Annotated in this window: 19 protein-coding genes; 14 read left to right on the forward strand and 5 right to left on the reverse strand. The window is 43.9% G+C overall.

Annotation, left to right across the window (positions count from 1 at the left end; translation table 11 throughout):
• Positions 1-134 precede the first annotated feature (134 nt).
• Positions 135-380, reverse strand: a complete 246-nt coding sequence (locus K1I56_RS09300; protein WP_223325816.1) for a MarR family transcriptional regulator — start codon at positions 378-380, stop codon at positions 135-137.
• Positions 381-533: 153 nt separating this feature from the next.
• On the reverse strand, positions 534-2222 hold the full coding sequence (gene argS / locus K1I56_RS09305) for an arginine--tRNA ligase (RefSeq protein WP_223325817.1): 1689 nt from the start codon (positions 2220-2222) through the stop codon (positions 534-536).
• 104 nt (positions 2223-2326) lie between these two features.
• Here argS and argR point away from each other — a divergent pair, with 104 nt between their 5' ends.
• Positions 2327-2767: an arginine repressor gene (gene argR / locus K1I56_RS09310; protein WP_023919910.1), complete on the forward strand. Its 441-nt coding sequence runs from the start codon at positions 2327-2329 to the stop codon at positions 2765-2767.
• A gap of 120 nt (positions 2768-2887) precedes the next feature.
• Positions 2888-5437, forward strand: a complete 2550-nt coding sequence (gene mutS / locus K1I56_RS09315; RefSeq protein ID WP_223325818.1) for a DNA mismatch repair protein MutS — start codon at positions 2888-2890, stop codon at positions 5435-5437.
• 304 nt (positions 5438-5741) lie between these two features.
• On the opposite strand, the gene K1I56_RS09320 is transcribed toward mutS, so the two are convergent.
• Complete coding sequence (locus tag K1I56_RS09320) at positions 5742-6197, reverse strand: DUF3021 domain-containing protein (protein WP_223325819.1); 456 nt, start codon at positions 6195-6197, stop codon at positions 5742-5744.
• Entirely contained in the window at positions 6191-6631 is a 441-nt protein-coding gene (locus tag K1I56_RS09325; RefSeq protein WP_223325820.1) for a LytTR family DNA-binding domain-containing protein, read from the reverse strand. The genes K1I56_RS09320 and K1I56_RS09325 overlap by 7 nt, the downstream gene beginning before the upstream one ends.
• Positions 6632-6876: 245 nt before the next feature.
• Here K1I56_RS09325 and mutL point away from each other — a divergent pair, with 245 nt between their 5' ends.
• Genes mutL through K1I56_RS09340 form a run of 3 tightly spaced genes read left to right on the forward strand, consistent with a single transcriptional unit; the run spans position 6877 to position 10010 of the window.
• Complete coding sequence (gene mutL / locus K1I56_RS09330) at positions 6877-8820, forward strand: DNA mismatch repair endonuclease MutL (RefSeq protein ID WP_223325821.1); 1944 nt, start codon at positions 6877-6879, stop codon at positions 8818-8820.
• Positions 8821-8840: 20 nt separating this feature from the next.
• A complete protein-coding gene (ruvA, locus tag K1I56_RS09335; protein ID WP_223325822.1) occupies positions 8841-9434 on the forward strand; it encodes a Holliday junction branch migration protein RuvA in 594 nt (197 codons plus the stop codon).
• A gap of 9 nt (positions 9435-9443) precedes the next feature.
• Positions 9444-10010, forward strand: a complete 567-nt coding sequence (locus K1I56_RS09340; protein WP_223325823.1) for a DNA-3-methyladenine glycosylase I — start codon at positions 9444-9446, stop codon at positions 10008-10010.
• 51 nt (positions 10011-10061) lie between these two features.
• Here K1I56_RS09340 and K1I56_RS09345 read toward each other — a convergent pair whose 3' ends face one another.
• The gene (locus K1I56_RS09345) at positions 10062-11099 is read right to left on the reverse strand and encodes a S66 family peptidase (RefSeq protein ID WP_223325824.1); all 1038 of its coding nucleotides are present in this window, start codon (positions 11097-11099) and stop codon (positions 10062-10064) included.
• Positions 11100-11474: 375 nt separating this feature from the next.
• Between K1I56_RS09345 and K1I56_RS09350 the strand changes: the two genes are divergently transcribed.
• The 9 genes from K1I56_RS09350 to K1I56_RS09390 all read left to right on the forward strand — a co-directional run bounded on the left by K1I56_RS09350 (position 11475) and on the right by K1I56_RS09390 (position 18291).
• Positions 11475-12743, forward strand: coding sequence for a competence/damage-inducible protein A (locus K1I56_RS09350; RefSeq protein ID WP_223325825.1), 1269 nt, complete (start codon positions 11475-11477; stop codon positions 12741-12743).
• Between the two features lie 119 nt (positions 12744-12862).
• Complete coding sequence (gene recA / locus K1I56_RS09355) at positions 12863-14008, forward strand: recombinase RecA (RefSeq protein WP_003002082.1); 1146 nt, start codon at positions 12863-12865, stop codon at positions 14006-14008.
• 87 nt (positions 14009-14095) lie between these two features.
• Positions 14096-14494: a transcriptional regulator Spx gene (gene spx / locus K1I56_RS09360; RefSeq protein ID WP_003009108.1), complete on the forward strand. Its 399-nt coding sequence runs from the start codon at positions 14096-14098 to the stop codon at positions 14492-14494.
• Between the two features lie 136 nt (positions 14495-14630).
• Entirely contained in the window at positions 14631-15227 is a 597-nt protein-coding gene (locus K1I56_RS09365; protein WP_031576799.1) for an SP0191 family lipoprotein, read from the forward strand.
• A 124-nt stretch (positions 15228-15351) separates the two neighbouring features.
• Positions 15352-15618: an IreB family regulatory phosphoprotein gene (locus K1I56_RS09370; RefSeq protein WP_003002070.1), complete on the forward strand. Its 267-nt coding sequence runs from the start codon at positions 15352-15354 to the stop codon at positions 15616-15618.
• Complete coding sequence (gene ruvX / locus K1I56_RS09375; RefSeq protein WP_023919889.1) at positions 15618-16037, forward strand: Holliday junction resolvase RuvX; 420 nt, start codon at positions 15618-15620, stop codon at positions 16035-16037. The genes K1I56_RS09370 and ruvX overlap by 1 nt, the downstream gene beginning before the upstream one ends.
• Before the next feature lie 22 nt (positions 16038-16059).
• A complete protein-coding gene (locus K1I56_RS09380; RefSeq protein ID WP_003001941.1) occupies positions 16060-16365 on the forward strand; it encodes a DUF1292 domain-containing protein in 306 nt (101 codons plus the stop codon).
• Between the two features lie 206 nt (positions 16366-16571).
• Positions 16572-17804: a bifunctional folylpolyglutamate synthase/dihydrofolate synthase gene (locus tag K1I56_RS09385; protein ID WP_223325826.1), complete on the forward strand. Its 1233-nt coding sequence runs from the start codon at positions 16572-16574 to the stop codon at positions 17802-17804.
• 76 nt (positions 17805-17880) lie between these two features.
• Positions 17881-18291, forward strand: a complete 411-nt coding sequence (locus K1I56_RS09390; RefSeq protein WP_201090164.1) for an SP_0198 family lipoprotein — start codon at positions 17881-17883, stop codon at positions 18289-18291.
• The last annotated feature ends 87 nt before the right edge of the window (positions 18292-18378 follow it).

Genomic DNA, 18378 nt, shown 5'->3' on the forward strand with positions numbered 1-18378 from the left:
AGAGCCCACTCAACCACTGCGTCTTGCTCGACAATCCAAAAATAATTGAGAGGCTAGGACTTTTGTCCCAGCCTCTTATTTGTTGCGACTGAATAGAAGAGGAGTCACATTTTATATGACTCCTCTTCTATGGCTTATTTTAATTTTTCTGTGATTTCTTTAGCAAGTAGGAGTCCCAATCGATAGTCTTTATTGATGGCATGAATGACATCGTTGATATTGTCGGTCTCTTGGATTTTTTCCTTGATGCTATCTTTGAAAGCTGGATCTTTCAAGAGTTGCTCTTGTAGGAGCCGTTGTAGTTTTTCTCTTTCGTACTTGTTAAATAAAAAGAGGATCACTAAACTGATGAGGATTAAGATGTAAACGGTTTGATTCATAGATTTCTCCTGTATATAAAGGATCTGAAAATATAGAGAATGAAAGACATTGGGCATGAGAAAAGGAGTGAGAAAGAACTAAATTGAATCGCATTTAGTTTCTCCTCTCACTCCCATAAGAGATGTTCTACTTATCAATCATTAGATAAGAAATTACATTTTCTCAGGGGCATCGACACCAAGTAAGCGAAGGGCTTCTTTTAAGACTACTGCAGTTGAGTAGCTAAGAGCAAGACGGCTTTCGCGTTCTGGGCTTTCATCCAAGATACGAGTGTGTGCATAGTATTTGTTGAAGGCTTGAGCCAAGTTGATAGCATATTTTGCGATCAAGGATGGATCATAGTTTTCAGCGGCACGTTTGACAACACGAGAGAAGTCTTGGAGAAGCTTGATGATTTCCCAGCTTTCTGGGTCGCTTAAGCTGTAAGTCGCATCTGTAGATGGTGTGAAGTTGGCTTTACGAAGGATTGATTGGATACGAGCGTAAGCGTATTGAACGTAAGGTCCAGTTTCTCCTTCGAAGGATACCATGGCTTCGAGGTCGAAGTCATACCCATTGCGGCGGTCTGTCTTCAAGTCGTAGAATTTAACCGCACCAACACCGACTGCATGTGCCACTTCTTCCTTGTTTTCAAGTTCAGGATTCTTTTCTTCGATCTGAGCTTTGGCACGAGAGATGGCTTCTTGAAGAGTTGGTTCGAGAAGGATGATATTTCCTTTACGAGTTGACAATTTTTGGCGGTTTTTTGTCACCAAACCAAAGTCAACGTGAACCATATCATCGCTCCAGTCAAATCCCATTTTCTTCAAAACAGCTTTCAATTGACGGAAGTGGTTGGATTGTTCTTGACCTACAGCATAGATGTTTTTCACAAAGTTGTAAGTCCGTGCACGGTAGATAGCGGTTGCGATATCACGAGTGATATAAAGAGTGGCACCGTCTGATTTCTTAATCATAGCCGGTGGAAGGTTGACATCATCGAGCTCAACGATGCTAGCTCCCTTAGACTCTTTCAACAAGCCTTTGTCTTCAAGAATTTGGACAGCTTCATCCATCTTGTCATTGTAGAAAGCTTCTCCGTTTAAGCTGTCAAATTCAACACCGAGGAGTTTGTAGATACGGTTGAATTCTACCAAGCTTTCGTCACGGAACCATTGCCACAACTCAGTCGCTTCTGGATCTCCATCTTCCAGTTTCTTGAACCAGAGACGTCCTTCATCATCAAGCTCAGGATCGTTTTCGATTTCAGCGTTGATCCGAACGTAAAGTTTTAGCAATTCATCGATTGGGTTGGCTTCGACAGCTTCCTTACTACCCCATTTTTTGTAGGCTACCATCAAGAGACCGAACTGTTTACCCCAGTCTCCCAAGTGGTTGATTTTAATCGTGTTGTAGCCCATTTTGCGGAAGATGTTTGAAAGAGCATCCCCGATAACGGTTGAGCGCAAGTGACCAACTGAGAATGGTTTTGCGATATTTGGACTTGAAAGGTCGATGGTAATGTTTTGGCCATGACCTTCGTCTTGTTGACCGTAGTCTGCCCCTGCTTCGATGACGGATTTGATCACCTGATCAGAGATCTTAGATTTGTCTAAGAAGAAGTTCACGTAAGGTCCAGTTGCAACAACTTTTTCGAAGGCGCTTTGGTTGATCTTTTCAGCAATATCTGCAGCGATTGCTTGAGGAGCCTTGCGTTCCACTTTTGCAAGTGAGAAGGCTGGAAAAGCAATGTCACCAAGATCAGATGATTTTGGTTGTTCAAGCAAATTTAAAATAGCATCTTGGTCAAGAGAGTCAATCACTTTGGCCAATTCACTAGCAATGAGTTCTTTATTGTTCATATTAGCTCCTTAGTCCTTTTAACTATTATTTTAACACAATTCTGAGCGAATTTTCAATTTTTTTGGTATAATTTAAAGTATATTTATTCAAAAGTGGAGGTCCAATGAAAAAGACAGAACGTCACCTTTTGATTCAACAAATGATTCGAAATGAAAAATTGTCGACTCAAAAAGAGATTCAGGATCGATTAGAAGCAAAAGGAATTGCTGTAACGCAAACAACTCTGTCACGAGATTTGCGCGATCTGGGTCTAGTCAAGGTGAAACGAAAAGACCAGTTGTATTATATTTTGCCAAATGAGCCTGAGGTGGCGGAGATTTATATTATGTTGTCCAGCCACGCCAAGTCTGTCTCACGAGCGGAATTCACCTTGGTCTTGCGGACAGAGCTAGGAGAAGCAGCTCTCTTGGCCAATGGTGTAGATGAAATGTCAGATGAGCGTATTTTGGGAACAGTAGCAGGGGCCAATACCCTCTTGATTGTCTGCCGTGACCAAGAGGCGGCTATTGAAATTCAAAATGAAATTTTAGGGATGATGCAGTAGTCAAGCCCCGTTGGAGAGAAAGAGAGATGTCAAAAGGAGGAAGATAGTGAGCTATCTACTCCTGTTTTCATCTATGGAGCTTGTGTCAAGAAACGACGCAACAGTAAGGAATAAAGAAGTATGGCAGTAGAGAAAATATCCCCTGGAATGCAGCAGTATCTAGATATCAAAAAAGATTATCCGGATGCCTTTTTGCTGTTTCGAATGGGAGATTTTTACGAATTATTTTATGAAGATGCAGTGAATGCAGCTCAAATTTTAGAGATTTCCTTAACCTCACGGAATAAAAATGCAGAGAATCCGATTCCCATGGCGGGTGTTCCCTACCACTCGGCCCAGCAGTATATCGATGTCCTCATTGAACAGGGCTATAAGGTCGCGATTGCGGAACAAATGGAAGACCCCAAAGAAGCCAAGGGGGTCGTTAAGCGTGAAGTCGTACAGGTGATTACGCCGGGTACAGTGGTGGATTCGACCAAGCCAGATAGTGAGAACAACTTCCTGGTTGCTTTGGATCGTTCAGGAAATGAGTATGGGCTAGCCTATATGGATCTGGTGACAGGGGAGTTTCAGGTGACGACCCTCAATGACTTTAGCATGGTTTGTGGAGAAATCCGCAATTTACGTGCGCGTGAGGTGGTCCTGGGTTACGAGTTGCCAGAACAGGAAGAACGTGTGTTTGTTAGCCAGATGAATCTCTTGTTGTCACATGTAGAGACGGCGCTTGACGATGTTCAACTCTTAGGGGATCAGTTGAGTGAGCTAGAAAAGAAAACGGCTGGAAAACTTCTCCAGTATGTCCACCAGACACAAATGCGGGAATTGAGCCACCTCAAAAAAGCCCATCATTATGAGATTTGCGATTTCTTACAGATGGACTTTGCGACCAAGGCTAGTCTTGATTTGACAGAGAATGCGCGGACTGGGAAGAAACATGGTAGCTTGTATTGGTATTTGGATGAAACCAAGACGGCCATGGGAGGTCGTTTGTTGCGGTCCTGGATTCAGAAACCCTTAGTCGATTTGAAACGGATTCGAGAGCGCCAGGACATCATTCAGGTCTTTATGGATCATTTCTTTGAACGGAGCGATTTGACCGACAGCCTCAAAGGGGTCTATGACATTGAACGCTTAGCGAGTCGGGTTTCCTTTGGCAAGATCAACCCTAAGGATCTCTTGCAGCTAGGAGATACTCTGGGGCATGTGCCGACGATCAAGTCGATTCTACTGGGGATTGGTGATCCAGTCTTAGATGTCTTAATTGCACGCTTGGATGAACTTCCTGAGTTGCACCGCTTGATTACCTCAGCTATTGCTCCGGAAGCGTCTGCTGTTATTACGGAGGGAAATATCATCCGAACTGGGTTTGACGAGCAATTGGACCAGTACCGTGTCGTTCTTCGGGATGGTACTGGTTGGATTGCTGAGATTGAGGCCAAGGAGCGCGAAGCCAGCGGCATTACAGGTCTAAAAATCGATTACAACAAGAAGGATGGCTACTATTTCCATGTCACCAATTCTCAATTGAGCCACGTTCCTGCTCATTTTTTCCGCAAGGCGACCTTGAAAAATTCAGAACGCTTTGGCACGGAAGAATTGGCACGTATCGAAGGAGATATGCTTGAGGCGCGTGAGAAGTCTGCTAATCTTGAATATACGATTTTTATGCGGATTCGTGAAGAAGTTGGCAAATATATCCAACGTCTGCAACAGTTAGCTCAGGCGATTGCGACGGTTGATGTTTTACAAAGTTTAGCCAGTGTTGCTGAGTCGCAACAGTTGAATCGCCCCCTTTTTCATGAAGAGCGACGAATTGAAATCGACAAAGGTCGCCATCCGGTTGTCGAGAAAGTCATGGGCGCTCAGTCCTATATTCCTAATAGCATCTATATGGATGAAGAACGGGATATTCAGTTGATTACAGGGCCAAATATGAGCGGGAAATCTACCTATATGCGCCAATTGGCGATCATTGTGATTCTTGCGCAAATTGGCTCCTATGTTCCAGCGCAAAAGGCTGAGTTGCCAATCTTTGATGCGATTTATACCCGGATCGGAGCTGCCGATGACCTGGTATCGGGTCAGTCTACCTTTATGGTAGAAATGATGGAGGCCAATCACGCTATTCGCAAGGCAACGCCCCAGTCCTTGATTTTATTTGATGAGTTGGGACGGGGAACGGCGACCTATGATGGGATGGCCCTTGCCCAGTCCATCATCGAATACATCCACGATCGGACTGGTGCTAAGACCTTGTTTGCGACCCATTACCATGAGTTGACAGCTCTCTCAGAGACTCTGTCCCGTTTGGAAAATGTCCATGTCGCGACCTTGGAGCGAGATGGACAGGTTACCTTCTTGCACAAGATTGAACCCGGCCCAGCGGATAAGTCCTATGGGATTCACGTAGCAAAGATCGCTGGTTTGCCAGAAGAGTTGTTGAAGCGGGCGGATGCGATTTTGACCAAGCTCGAAGGACAAGCCCAGCAAGTACCGTTTGTGGATGAAACTTTTAAAAAGGAAGCACCTTCACAGGTTGCTGAACAAATGTCCCTCTTTGAGGAGGAGGCAGAAAATACAGTGATCACGGAATTGAAGAATCTGGATCTCTATAATATGACTCCGATGGAAGTCATGATGGCAGTCGCCGAATTGAAAAAGAAATTGTAAAAAAAGATCCTCGTGACGGCGAGGATCTCAGATTGAATACAAAGTCATCTTAGAAACTTTCCTTAGGTGAGTCCGGACGTCAGCGAACTTCTACGAAGTTCCATGACTTAGTTTTGAGCCTAAGGTCTCAAAACTCCCGAGTGCCTGAAACGTTTGTGTTTCAGGCACTTTTCTCACAGCGGAAAGTTTCAGTAGATGATTGAATAACTATAACGAGTATAATTTTTATAGAATTTATTAGATTTGTATAAAAGAACAGCTTATCTCCACTTTCAGATCCTCGTGACGGCGAGGATCTTTTCTTTTAGTGGTTAGTAATGCTTTGATTGATTTCTTGTACTTGTTTTTTGTAAAAATGATAAGAGACCAACCAGATGATCACATAAACGAGGGTGAATTCGACAATGAGCGAAAGGTAAAATCCTAGTCGTGCTGGGAACCAGCCGGCCAAGGTAGCTAGGGGAATAAAGCCAAGTAACATGAGTAGGTAATGGCTCAGAGTAGCCCGCAAGAGGCTCCAGTCTTTTTGAAAGAGGAGGCTTCCCAAGCTAAAGAGGACCCCGATCGCACCCCAAACGAGGACGCAATAGAGCATGACCAGTGAGCCGTGAACATGATGCAAGAACATCCAGCGGCCGACTGTAGAGTTGGGACTTAAGGGAAGGTACAACTCAGGTGAGAAGTGGTAGGAAAAGAAGATGGATAGAATGAGCCCGATGAGAATCCCTTTTAGGGCGTCAGAAAATGATTGTTTTAGCATGATAATTTCTCCTTAATGGCTTTTAAATAACGACGGGAGGAGTAGGTCAGGCTCCCATTTTTTAGATAGATTTGAACCGATCCTCCACTAGTGAAGTGCAGGTGATCGATTTCTTTTGTGTTGATAATTTCAGATTGGGAAATTTTGAGAAAGAAGGTCGGTAAGTCTTCAGATAGTTGATAGAGTGGTCCAGTCAGGATAAATTGATCTGTCATGGTCTCACCAATCACTTGCCGATTTTCAATGTAAAAACGTTGGAATAGCTGGCTTTCGATCAGGTAAGCCTCCCCATCCTTTTTGGCACGTAAGCGCCCTTTTTGATCCAATTCTTCCACAAAGTCACGGATTCTCTCTACACGCGTAGATAGTGTAGGTGCTGTAATCGTCACCGCTTCTTCTTGGAAGTGGGAATCAATGTGTACTTCTACTTTCATAAGATATTTTCTCCCTCCTTAGGTAAAGTCGGTTAGCCTGCTAGCCCGGCTCCTTCTTTACACTACTATTAAACACTTTTTCCAAAGGGAAGACAAGGGGATTTGTTTATGTGGTCATTTTCTTTGCCTATGCGGTTTTTAGGGAAGAAGATGGGGCCAGCCTCCATTTTTTAAGAAAGGGAGTCCTGTGGATCTGTGGTATAATAGAGCTACATGTATCGGTGAAAAAAGGTAAAGGAGCAGCTATGTCACAGATTATTGAATTGCCAGAAGTCCTAGCCAACCAGATTGCGGCAGGTGAAGTAATTGAACGACCTGCTAGTGTGGTCAAGGAATTGGTTGAAAACTCGATCGATGCTGGAGCTAGCCAGATCGTCGTTGAAATCGAAGAAGCAGGATTGAAGTCGATTCGGATCACAGACAATGGAGAAGGAATTGCGCATGATGAGGTCGCTCTGGCCCTTCGTCGACATGCGACCAGTAAGATCAAGAATCAAGCGGATCTTTTTCGCATTCGAACGCTTGGTTTTCGTGGCGAGGCCATGCCTTCCATTGCTTCTGTTAGTATTCTAACCCTTCTAACGGCTCAAGAAGGAGCTGCCCACGGGACCAAATTGGTCGCAAAGGGTGGTGAAATTGAGGAATTGGAGCCAGCGACAAGCCCTGTCGGGACCAATATTACAGTAGAAGATCTCTTTTTTAATACCCCTGCTCGTCTCAAGTATTTAAAAAGCCAGCAGGCAGAGCTGTCCCATATCGTGGATATTCTCAATCGCTTGAGTTTGGCCCATCCAGAGATTGCTTTCACCTTAATCAATGATGGAAAAGAAATGACCAAAACAGCGGGGACTGGCAATCTCCGGCAAGCGATTGCGGGCGTCTATGGCTTGGCGTCTGCCAAGAAGATGGTAGCCATTGAAAATCGCGATCTAGATTTTGAAGTGACGGGCTTTGTGTCTTTGCCTGAATTGACTCGTGCCAATCGCAACTACATCAGTCTCTTTATCAACGGCCGCTACATCAAGAATTTCTTGCTCAATCGGGCTATTTTAGACGGCTACGGTAGTAAACTCATGGTGGGCCGCTTCCCGCTCGCGATCATTCATATCCAGATCGATCCTTACTTAGCGGATGTCAATGTTCACCCTACCAAGCAAGAGGTTCGAATCTCCAAAGAACGAGAACTAATGACCTTGATCTCCCAAGCGATTGCGAACGCTTTGAAAGAGCAGGACCTGATTCCGGATGCTCTAGAAAATCTAGCCAAGTCGACCATTCGCCGGACCGAAAAGCCAGTACAGACAACCTTGCCTTTAAAAGAAAACCGCCTTTATTATGACCGAGAAAGTCAAGATTTCAAACTTCGACCAGAGGTGGCAGATCCTCAACTTCCTCTAACAGATGAAGCTACTGCTGATTCAATAAGTCAAGAAAATCCAGTAGAAAAACCGACAAGTGCGATCAAGTTTGCGGAAAGAAAGGCTGCGGTATACGATGAACTGGATCACCCAGAGTTGGATCTGGCTAGTCTAGACAAGGCCTATGACAAGCTGGAGGGAGAGGAAGGATCGACCTTCCCAGAGTTGGAATATTTTGGTCAGATGCATGGGACCTATCTCTTTGCCCAAGGCAATGGAGGCCTCTACATCATTGACCAGCACGCGGCCCAAGAGCGGGTCAAATACGAAGAATACCGAGAGAGTATCGGGGATGTGGACGGTAGTCAGCAACAACTGCTGGTGCCTTATATCTTTGAGTTCCCTGCAGATGATCTGATTCGCCTGCAACAGCGCAAGCACCTCCTAGAGGAAGTGGGCGTCTATCTAGAAGAGTACGGAGCCAACCAGTTGATCTTGCGGGAGCATCCGATCTGGATGAAGGAAGAAGAGATCGAGGCGGGCATCTATGAGATGTGTGACATGCTCCTTTTGACCAAGGAAGTGTCCATCAAGAAATACCGGGCTGAGTTGGCCATCATGATGTCTTGCAAACGCTCCATCAAGGCTAACCACACACTGGACGATTACTCTGCACGCGATCTGATCTATCAACTGTCCCAATGCGACAACCCTTATAACTGCCCTCATGGCCGTCCGGTTTTGGTTAACTTCACCAAGTCGGACATGGAAAAGATGTTCCGACGCATTCAGGAAAATCACACTAGCCTACGAGAATTGGGCAAATATTAAGTAAACGATAAAGGAAGATTATGTACGAATACATTAAAGGAATCTTAACGAAAATCACCGCCAAATACATTGTGGTAGAAACAGCTGGGATCGGTTATCTCTTGCATGTGGCTAATCCCTATGCTTACTCTGGTAAAATGAATCGAGAGGTGCAAGTCTATCTCCATCAAGTAGTCCGTGAAGACGCTCACCTGCTCTATGGCTTTGCGACAGAAGAAGAGAAAAAGCTCTTTTTGAATTTGATATCGGTCTCTGGAATTGGCCCAGTGTCAGCTCTGGCTATCATTGCTGCGGATGACAATGCAGGCCTCGTCCAAGCCATCGAAAGCAAGAACATCACCTACTTGACCAAATTTCCGAAGATCGGCAAGAAAACAGCCCAACAGATGGTCTTGGATCTAGAAGGTAAGATCAATCTTGATCTAGAAGATGCACCGGCTCAGTCCAATGCCAAAGTTGCAGAAGAAAACCAAGCTTTGGAAGAAGCCATGGAAGCCATGTTGGCTTTGGGCTACAAGTCAACGGAACTTAAGAAAATCAAGAAATTCTTTGAAGGAACTTCGGATACAGCAGAGAACTATATCAAGTCTGCCCTTAAGATGTTGGTGAAATAGGAGAAGTCTATGCCAAAACGTTGTGGATGGGTTAAAATGAACAACCCCCTCTATATAGCCTACCATGATGAGGAGTGGGGACGTCCCCTCCATGATGACCAGGCGCTCTTTGAGTTGCTTTGCTTAGAGACTTATCAGGCTGGACTATCTTGGGAAACGGTGCTCAATAAACGGCAGGCTTTCCGTGAGGTTTTTCATGGCTATCACATTCAACATGTGGCAGACATGACGGACGAGGAGCTGGAAGCTTTGTTAGACAATCCAGCCATCATTCGAAATCGAGCGAAGATCTTTGCGACACGGGCCAATGCCCAGGCCTTTTTACAAGTCCAGGCAGAATTCGGCTCTTTTGATGCCTATCTCTGGTCTTTTGTCGGTGGGAAAGCCATCAACAATGATGTCCAGGATTACCGGTTGGCTCCTGCGAAGACAGCTCTTTCCGAGCAGTTGGCTAAAGACCTCAAAAAGCGTGGTTTCAAGTTTACGGGTTCCGTTGCGGTCCTATCCTACCTACAAGCAGCAGGCCTGGTCAATGATCATGAGAATGATTGTGAATGGAAAAGTAGAAATGAGTGACGTTAGATGCCTAGAACATCGGAGAATACAGAAAAAGCTGAGAGTCTTATCTCAGCTTTCTTTGTTATAGTCAAAGTGGATGACTTGCTCCGTTGCATCTACATACGCGTGGACTCCAAAGGGAACAATCGCTCTTGGTGTGGCATGGCCAACATTCAGATTATAGACAATTGGGATATTGCTATCAATGGTGTCCATTAAAGCCTCTTTATAGTCGTTATAGAAGGTTTCATCCATAGGTTTCCCGACCAAGAGTCCACTGACGACCTCGAATATCCCAGTTTCTTTTAAAGTCCGCAACATCTTTTTGAAGTCGTCAGGTTCAGGCTTTTCTTGACTTGTTTCTAGCAATAGAATCTTTCCTTCCCAGTCGGATAAGTCAGGGAAAAGTTTGTATTTTTGGCAGAGGTCTGTGCTATCTGCGTGTAGAGAGTTGTCAAAAATATCATAGAGAGACTCAAGACAACCACCGAGGATTTCTCCCTCAAACTGAGCATTGCCTTGTAACAAGTCAAAACCTGTATTTGCATGGCTGACACGAGGTGTTCCCAAGGCTTTGGGACTAAAATCAGTCCTTTCCTCATACCAAACGTCACTAGGTCGAATTTCTGAGATTCTTCCCGTCTCAATCAATTCTTTGAAGTAGTGGAGGCTATAGGGCAACATTTCTTTGTCTAACTCACAAATGTCTGCTAGAAATGATTGGCCGTAGAAAGTATTGACCCCTAGCTTATGCAACATGAGGTGGTTCATGGTTGTATCCGAGAAACCGAGAAAAATCTTTGGTTTGATAACCTTTTGTAGTTGGTCATTTTCAAAGAGGTAGGGTAGCAAGCGATAGGTATCGTCTCCACCAATGGCACATAGGATCATGTCGATGCTATCATCAGAAAAGGCCTGAATCAAATCCTCTGCACGAGCTTCAGGATGTTCTTTGATAAAATCTAAGCCTTTTAGCGAATGAGGTAAAAAGATAGGATTGAGTCCGAGGTCCTTGAGTCGTTGGACCCCCAAGTCCACTTCGTGCTTGACAAAGTCTTCACCCATAGTCCCACTAGATAAACTTATAATACCAATAGTAGAAGCCATATATTATCCTCCTAGAAAAAATTGATGCTATTGTATCACAAAAGATGAGGGGAAACAACAAGAATTAGAGTCAGAAGAAGGTTTTTAGATCAAGAAAGTAGTAAAAAAGCAACCACTCGATATGGTTACTTCAGAATATAGATAAGCTCTATCAACAATAGAAAATAGCCCTTTAGAAGTTGATTGCCACATAGTTAAAACTATTAGGAATGCTGATGTAATGATATTTCTAAGAGTTTTTACTTTATACTCTAAAAGAAAAAGATTGAAGAAAGTTGTCCAAAATGGACTTTATCTTCAATCTGTTTTTTAAATAATTTAGGAAATTGTGTTAAAATGAAATGAAAATTACGAATAGTATAAGTGGGAGGCACCATGAAGGCGGAAATTATTGCAGTTGGAACGGAAATTTTGACAGGACAAATTGTGAACACCAATGCTCAATTCTTGTCTGAAAAATTAGCTAGTTTAGGGATTGATGTCTATTATCATGTGGCGGTAGGAGACAATGAAGGTCGTCTCTTCTTGACCATTGAGACAGCTTCAAAACGCAGCGATTTGGTGATTTTATGCGGTGGACTTGGGCCAACAGAGGATGATTTGACCAAGCAAACCCTTGCCAAGTTTTTAGGGAAGGAACTGGTTTTCGATCCGACAGCGCTTGCCAAACTCGACACCTTCTTTGCGAATCGCCCTGATTATGTCCGGACGCCCAATAATGAGCGACAAGCACAAATGATCGCCGGATCAATCCCTCTTCAAAACCGTACAGGTCTCGCGGTTGGAGGTTTGATCACGGTTGATGGTGTGACCTATGTCGTTCTACCGGGTCCTCCAAGTGAGTTAAAACCCATGGTCAACGAACAATTGGTGCCTCATTTGACAACAGGGGAAGAGCTCTTTTCAAGAGTCTTGCGCTTCTTTGGGATTGGGGAAAGCCAGCTGGTTACGATCCTAGCCGATATCATTGAAAAGCAGAGTGATCCGACGGTGGCTCCTTATGCCAAGACGGGAGAAGTAACCTTGCGTCTGTCTACAAAGGCGAAGGATCAAGCCTCAGCGGATGCTAAGCTCGATGTCTTAGAAAAGGAAATCTTATCACGCCATACCCTGGACCATCAACCCTTGCATAAGTTGTTTTATGGTTATGGGGATGATAATTCGATGGCCAAGGTGGCCTTTGATCTCTTGAAACGGACTGGTAAGACCATTACAGCTGCAGAAAGCCTGACGGCTGGCCTTTTCCAAGCGACTCTGGCAGATTTTTCAGGGGCGTCCAGCATCTTTGCAGGTGGTTTTGTCACCTATAGTCTGGAAGAAAAAAGCAAGATGTTGTCTATTCCAGCTCAAGAGTTAGAGCAACATGGAGTGGTGTCTCACTTTACAGCTCAAGCCATGGCTTCACAGGCCCGTAAGTTAACAGGATCCGATTATGGTGTTAGCCTGACCGGAGTTGCGGGGCCAGATAGTCTAGAAGGGCACCCAGCAGGGACTGTCTTTATCGGACTTGCGACTCCAAATGGAGTGGATAGTGTCCAAGTTAATATCGCTGGACGTAGCCGGGCGGATGTCCGCGAAATTGCAGTCCTTCATGCCTTTAATTTGGTGCGCTTGGCTGTATTAAATGGTGAAAATTTGGTATAATGAAGCTTGTGCCAAATGAAGAATAATTCTAAAAATGGATAGGAAATGTGCCTTTCAAATGACGGAAAGCGTCAGTGAGTTGCATACATTTCCTGTATAGTAAAAAATAGGAGAAAAGAATGGCGAAAAAACAGAAAAAATTAGATGATATCTCTAAGAAATTTGGAGATGAGCGTGAAAAAGCGCTCAACGATGCTCTGAAGTTGATCGAAAAAGACTTTGGTAAGGGATCGATCATGCGTCTGGGGGAACGTGCAGAACAAAAAGTACAAGTCATGAGCTCTGGTTCCTTGGCGCTTGATATTGCCTTGGGTGCTGGTGGTTATCCAAAAGGTCGGATCATCGAAATCTATGGTCCAGAATCATCTGGTAAAACAACCGTTGCCCTCCATGCAGTAGCGCAAGCACAGAAAGAAGGAGGCATTGCTGCCTTTATCGATGCCGAGCATGCCTTGGATCCATCTTATGCAGCAGCTCTTGGGGTCAATATCGACGAACTTCTCTTGTCTCAACCAGACTCAGGGGAACAAGGACTTGAAATTGCTGGTAAATTGATCGATTCTGGTGCGGTTGATTTGGTGGTTGTCGACTCTGTTGCGGCTTTGGTACCACGTGCGGAAATCGATGGAGATATCGGGGATAGCCACGTTGGTTTGCAAGCGCGGATGATGAGCCAAGCGATGCGTAAACTCGGAGCTTCGATCAATAAGACCAAGACCATTGCCATCTTTATCAACCAATTGCGTGAAAAAGTTGGGGTCATGTTTGGGAACCCTGAAACCACACCTGGTGGTCGTGCCCTGAAATTCTACGCTTCTGTCCGTCTAGATGTTCGTGGAAATACTCAAATCAAGGGGACTGGGGACCAAAAAGATACCAACGTTGGTAAGGAAACCAAAATCAAGGTTGTGAAGAACAAGGTGGCTCCACCGTTCAAAGAAGCCATGGTTGAAATCATGTACGGAGAAGGAATTTCACGTACAGGTGAATTGGTGAAAATTGCAACAGATTTGGATATCATCCAAAAAGCGGGTGCGTGGTACTCCTATAATGGCGAAAAAATTGGTCAAGGATCTGAAAATGCTAAGAAATTCTTGGCTGACCACCCAGAAATTTTTGACGAAATCGACCACAAGGTTCGGGTTCATTTTGGTTTGATCGAAGAAGACGAAGCAGTGAAAACCCTTGATAAAACTGAAGAAGCAGCTCCTGTCGTAGAAGAAGTAACTCTAGATTTAGATGACGCGATTGAAATTGAAGATTAATTTTTTTCAAAATAGGTCGCTAGACTGATGGTTTTTGTGTTATAATCTAATACGATAGTATTATCGTGTAGCGAAAGGAGTGCATGCATGATTAAAATTTATACAGTGTCAAGTTGCACCAGCTGTAAAAAAGCAAAGACTTGGCTCAACGCTCACCAGCTAACTTATAAAGAACAAAACCTCGGTAAGGAAGGGATCACCAAAGAAGAATTGTTGGATATCCTTACAAAGACTGAAAATGGAGTGGCAAGTATTGTCTCTTCAAAAAATCGATACGCTAAAAATCTAGGAGTGGACATCGAAGACTTGAGTGTCAATGAAGTCATTGACATCATCATGGAAACACCTCGTATTCTTAAAAGTCCGATCTTGGTAGATGACAAACGTCTCCAAGTGGGCTACAAAGAAGACGATATTCGTGCCTTCTTGCCACGATCAGTTCGAAATGTAGAAAATGCAGAAGCGCGGATGCGTGCAGCTCTTTAAAGCGATTGAAAATCAGAAACAATTTGTTTCTGATTTTTTTCTTTTTAAAAATCGGAATGAAAAGCAGTTTACTGCGCCATTTTACGAAATCTATGATACAATATTTTAGAAAACAATAACTAGTAAGGAATGGAAAATGAAAAGGAAAATCTTCTTATTGGGTGCACTTGCCTTGTGTTTGACTGGATGCGGTCAAAAAAAACAAGCGAAAACGCCAAATTCAAGTGAACAAAAGGCAATCCAAGCAAAAGCAGAGCAACTGCAAAAGGATAATAAGAGTATCCTGCAAAAAGCTGAAGAAAATAAAGTCATCACTAGAACCTTTGTCTTTCCAAAAGATGACAAGGGGACACAACAGACGCAAATCGTCACCTATGTGGGGAATACCTTTAAAAAGTTGGAGACCATCAATGTGACGGCAACCGATGAGGAGTTGAAAAAAGGGATCCAACAGGTTGGAGTCGAGGAAGCACAAAAGCAATTGAGAGAATCCTTTAACAAGGACGATGCATTTAAGGAAGCTTTGACAGTGCCAGGTTTCACAGCTGATTTGACCTTGGAAAATGAGAATGAATACAAGGTAACCATCACCTATGATTTTGAAGCAATGGATGTGAAGAAGGCTGAAGGCATGACCTACTTCAAAAACAATCACTTACCAGAGTTGTTGAAGCTGACACCGAGTCAATTTGCGGACAACCTCATCAATGCTGGAGCGAGTGAGCAAAAATAAAAAAACAGTTTAGCTAAAATAGCTCAAAAATGCTTGAAAAAGCCGTAAAATCAAGGGCTTGGCCGTTGTGGAAAACTCTTAATTATGGTATAATAGTAATATTCTAAGGAAAGAGGGTGTTCTTGTGGGATTTACAGATGAAACAGTACGTTTTAATCTTGATGATTCAAATCGTAAGGAAATTAGCGAGACCTTGAAAGATGTTTACTTGTCACTGGATGAAAAAGGCTACAATCCAATTAATCAAATCGTAGGATACGTACTCAGTGGTGATCCTGCCTATGTACCTCGTTATAATAATGCACGGAACCAAATTCGTAAATATGAACGAGATGAGATCGTGGAAGAATTGGTACGTTATTATTTGAAAGGGCAAGGAATAGACCTCTAATGAGAATTATGGGATTGGATGTTGGCTCAAAGACCGTCGGGGTTGCTGTGAGTGATCCTCTCGGTTTTACAGCTCAGGGTCTTGAAATCATCCAAATCGATGAAGACAAAAAAGAATTCGGTTTGGAGCGCTTGGCCGAATTAGTGGCTCAATACAAGGTAGACCGTTTTGTTGTGGGCTTGCCGAAAAACATGAACAATACCAGCGGACCGCGTGTGGAAGCTAGTCAGGCTTATGGCGCAATGATTGCTGAAAAGTTTGGGTTGCCAGTCGACTACCAAGATGAACGGTTGACAACAGTTGCTGCAGAGCGGATGTTGATTGAGCAAGCAGATATTAGCCGTAGCAAACGTAAAAAAGTTATTGATAAGTTAGCAGCGCAGCTTATTTTACAAAATTATTTAGATCGCAATTTTTAGAAAGAAAACGAGGAAGAATAGTATGGCACATGATCATAACCACGACCATGAAGAACGTGAATTAATTACATTGGTGGATGAACAAGGAAATGAAACCTTGTTTGAAATTCTTTTAACCATTGATGGCAAAGAAGAATTTGGAAAGAACTATGTCCTTTTGATCCCTGCAAATGCAGAAGAAGATGAAAACGGCGAAGTTGAAATCCAAGCTTATTCATTTACAGAAAACGAAGACGGAACAGAAGGCGACCTTCAACCAATCCCAGAAGACTCAGATGCAGAATGGGATATGATCGAAGAAGTCTTCAACAGCTTTATGGAGGAGTAAAAACATCCAGTGGATGTTTTTAGCCTTGCGCTAGAAATGAAGACCGCAAGTAAGTCCAGTGGATGTTTTTAGCCCAACTCCTAGAAACTAGAAAGAGTTGGTAAGTCCGATGGACTTGCTGTAAAAATGCGAAAGAAATAACTACAAAAGAAAGGAGCGCAAACGTCAGAAGAGGTTTTGTCGCTTTTTTCTTTTAGGAGGAAGATGTGAATAAGATTGAGCAATGGATGAATAGTCGGATCGGTCTGAATTTTCGATCGGGACTGGATCGTATGGAGCAGGCAGTGAGCCTTTTAGGGAGGCCGGATAAGGCTTACCCGATCCTTCATGTGACAGGAACCAATGGGAAGGGATCCACAATCGCCTTTCTGCGTCAATTGTTGATGGCTCATGGGAAGAAGGTTGGGACCTTTACTTCTCCTCATATGATCAGTATCCATGATCGGATTTGTATTGGGGATCAGCCAATTTCAGATGAAGATTTTACTCGGATTGGCCAAGAAGTCCAGCAAATGGAGCAGACCTTGATTCAAACCCAAGACCAACTCTCTTATTTTGAGATTATCTGCCTCATGGCCCTCTTGTATTTTAAGGAACAAGCTGTGGACGTGGTCTTATTGGAAGTTGGTATCGGTGGGCTTCTAGATACGACCAATGTAGTGACAGGAGAGCTCGCAGTGATCACTTCGGTTGGCCTGGATCACCAGGAAACACTGGGAGGGACGATTGCGGAAATTGCCCAGCAAAAGGCAGGAATCTTTAAGAAGGGCAAGAAAGCTGTAGTGGGCCCCTTATCTGATGAAGCGAAAGTGGTTTGTCAAGAAAAAGCGAAGCAATTGGTTGTAGATCTCCATGCCTTCCAGAAAGATTTTGGCTTAGAGCAGGATCGTTTTTGGAATGAAAACGTGGATCTTGTCTTGCCGTCTCTGGGCTTGAAGGGTGATTACCAACGGGAAAATGCTGCAGTAGCTCTGGAGGCCTTTCTCCTCTATATGGAGGGGCTAGATCAAGAAGTGGATATGGATCAGGTCAAACTGGCCTTACAAGAGACGCGGTGGCCTGGACGTCTAGAGTTGTTTGGTGACCAGGTGTATCTGGATGGCGCTCATAATCCTCATGCTATGTTGCGCTTGATCGAATTTGCCAATAGCTTGGCAGGAAAGCGCATGAAGATTTTATTTGGAGCCCTCAAGCGAAAAGATTATAGCGGAATGCTCCAAACGCTTCAAGCGGGATTGCCAGAAGCTGAATTGATTTTGACGACCTTCCATTACGGAGAAGTGGTGGCACAAGGCGACCGACAAGACTTGCCCTATGTAGCGGACTATAAGGCCTATATCAAAGAATTTATGGATCAGAGTCGTCCAGATGAAGTCTTATTTGTGACAGGGTCCTTGTATTTTATTGCGGAAGTAAGGGCATTTTTATTAGAGGGGTAAACAATTGACCTAAAGACTTTCTTGGCGTATACTGGTGGTAGATAGTATACGGTTATGGCGAAAGGAGCCGATCTTAATGAAAAAAATCATGTCTATACTGACCTTGGCAGTAGCCCTTTTCCTGACTGCTTGTAGCCAGCAAGAAAAAGCGACACAGACTTCGAGCAAACAGACGTCTGCTTCATCACAGACTGTGACTTCAGCGAGTGAAGAACAGAAAGAAGGAGTATCCATAGATGGCAGTTATCGTGGACAGGACGAGGAAAATACGATCCTCTTGGTGGTGACGGGTCGAAAAGGCACGTTTACGGTGCAAGATGCTGATGGAGAAGAAGAGACCAAAGAGGTCAGTATTGATCCGGTCAATCAATCCATGCGTATCGGGGATGAACCCTATCGCTATCGGATCGAAGGGAATCAGTTGTCGCTAGAAGATCTGGAGCAAGCAGAGGATGATCAAGGGATTATCGTTTTGACCAAGCAATAAGGGACGAAACAAGAGAGAGTGGGACAGAAATCGGTAATTCGTTAGAATTCGATTTCGTCGTCCCACCTCCGCACAGTTGAGTAGGGC

Origin of the sequence: Streptococcus parasanguinis, assembly GCF_019929185.1 — a bacterium.
In the GTDB taxonomy this organism is placed as follows: domain Bacteria; phylum Bacillota; class Bacilli; order Lactobacillales; family Streptococcaceae; genus Streptococcus; species Streptococcus parasanguinis_O.

Bases quoted from the DNA above. Each gene is read 5' to 3' on its own strand.
- K1I56_RS09300 (WP_223325816.1), bottom strand. From the start codon at position 380: ATGAATCAAACCGTTTACATCTTAATCCTCATCAGTTTAGTGATCCTC.
- argS (WP_223325817.1), bottom strand. From the start codon at position 2,222: ATGAACAATAAAGAACTCATTGCTAGTGAATTGGCCAAAGTGATTGAC.
- argR (WP_023919910.1), top strand. From the start codon at position 2,327: ATGAAAAAGACAGAACGTCACCTTTTGATTCAACAAATGATTCGAAAT.
- mutS (WP_223325818.1), top strand. From the start codon at position 2,888: ATGGCAGTAGAGAAAATATCCCCTGGAATGCAGCAGTATCTAGATATC.
- K1I56_RS09320 (WP_223325819.1), bottom strand. From the start codon at position 6,197: ATGCTAAAACAATCATTTTCTGACGCCCTAAAAGGGATTCTCATCGGG.
- K1I56_RS09325 (WP_223325820.1), bottom strand. From the start codon at position 6,631: ATGAAAGTAGAAGTACACATTGATTCCCACTTCCAAGAAGAAGCGGTG.
- mutL (WP_223325821.1), top strand. From the start codon at position 6,877: ATGTCACAGATTATTGAATTGCCAGAAGTCCTAGCCAACCAGATTGCG.
- ruvA (WP_223325822.1), top strand. From the start codon at position 8,841: ATGTACGAATACATTAAAGGAATCTTAACGAAAATCACCGCCAAATAC.
- K1I56_RS09340 (WP_223325823.1), top strand. From the start codon at position 9,444: ATGCCAAAACGTTGTGGATGGGTTAAAATGAACAACCCCCTCTATATA.
- K1I56_RS09345 (WP_223325824.1), bottom strand. From the start codon at position 11,099: ATGGCTTCTACTATTGGTATTATAAGTTTATCTAGTGGGACTATGGGT.
- K1I56_RS09350 (WP_223325825.1), top strand. From the start codon at position 11,475: ATGAAGGCGGAAATTATTGCAGTTGGAACGGAAATTTTGACAGGACAA.
- recA (WP_003002082.1), top strand. From the start codon at position 12,863: ATGGCGAAAAAACAGAAAAAATTAGATGATATCTCTAAGAAATTTGGA.
- spx (WP_003009108.1), top strand. From the start codon at position 14,096: ATGATTAAAATTTATACAGTGTCAAGTTGCACCAGCTGTAAAAAAGCA.
- K1I56_RS09365 (WP_031576799.1), top strand. From the start codon at position 14,631: ATGAAAAGGAAAATCTTCTTATTGGGTGCACTTGCCTTGTGTTTGACT.
- ruvX (WP_023919889.1), top strand. From the start codon at position 15,618: ATGAGAATTATGGGATTGGATGTTGGCTCAAAGACCGTCGGGGTTGCT.
- K1I56_RS09380 (WP_003001941.1), top strand. From the start codon at position 16,060: ATGGCACATGATCATAACCACGACCATGAAGAACGTGAATTAATTACA.
- K1I56_RS09390 (WP_201090164.1), top strand. From the start codon at position 17,881: ATGAAAAAAATCATGTCTATACTGACCTTGGCAGTAGCCCTTTTCCTG.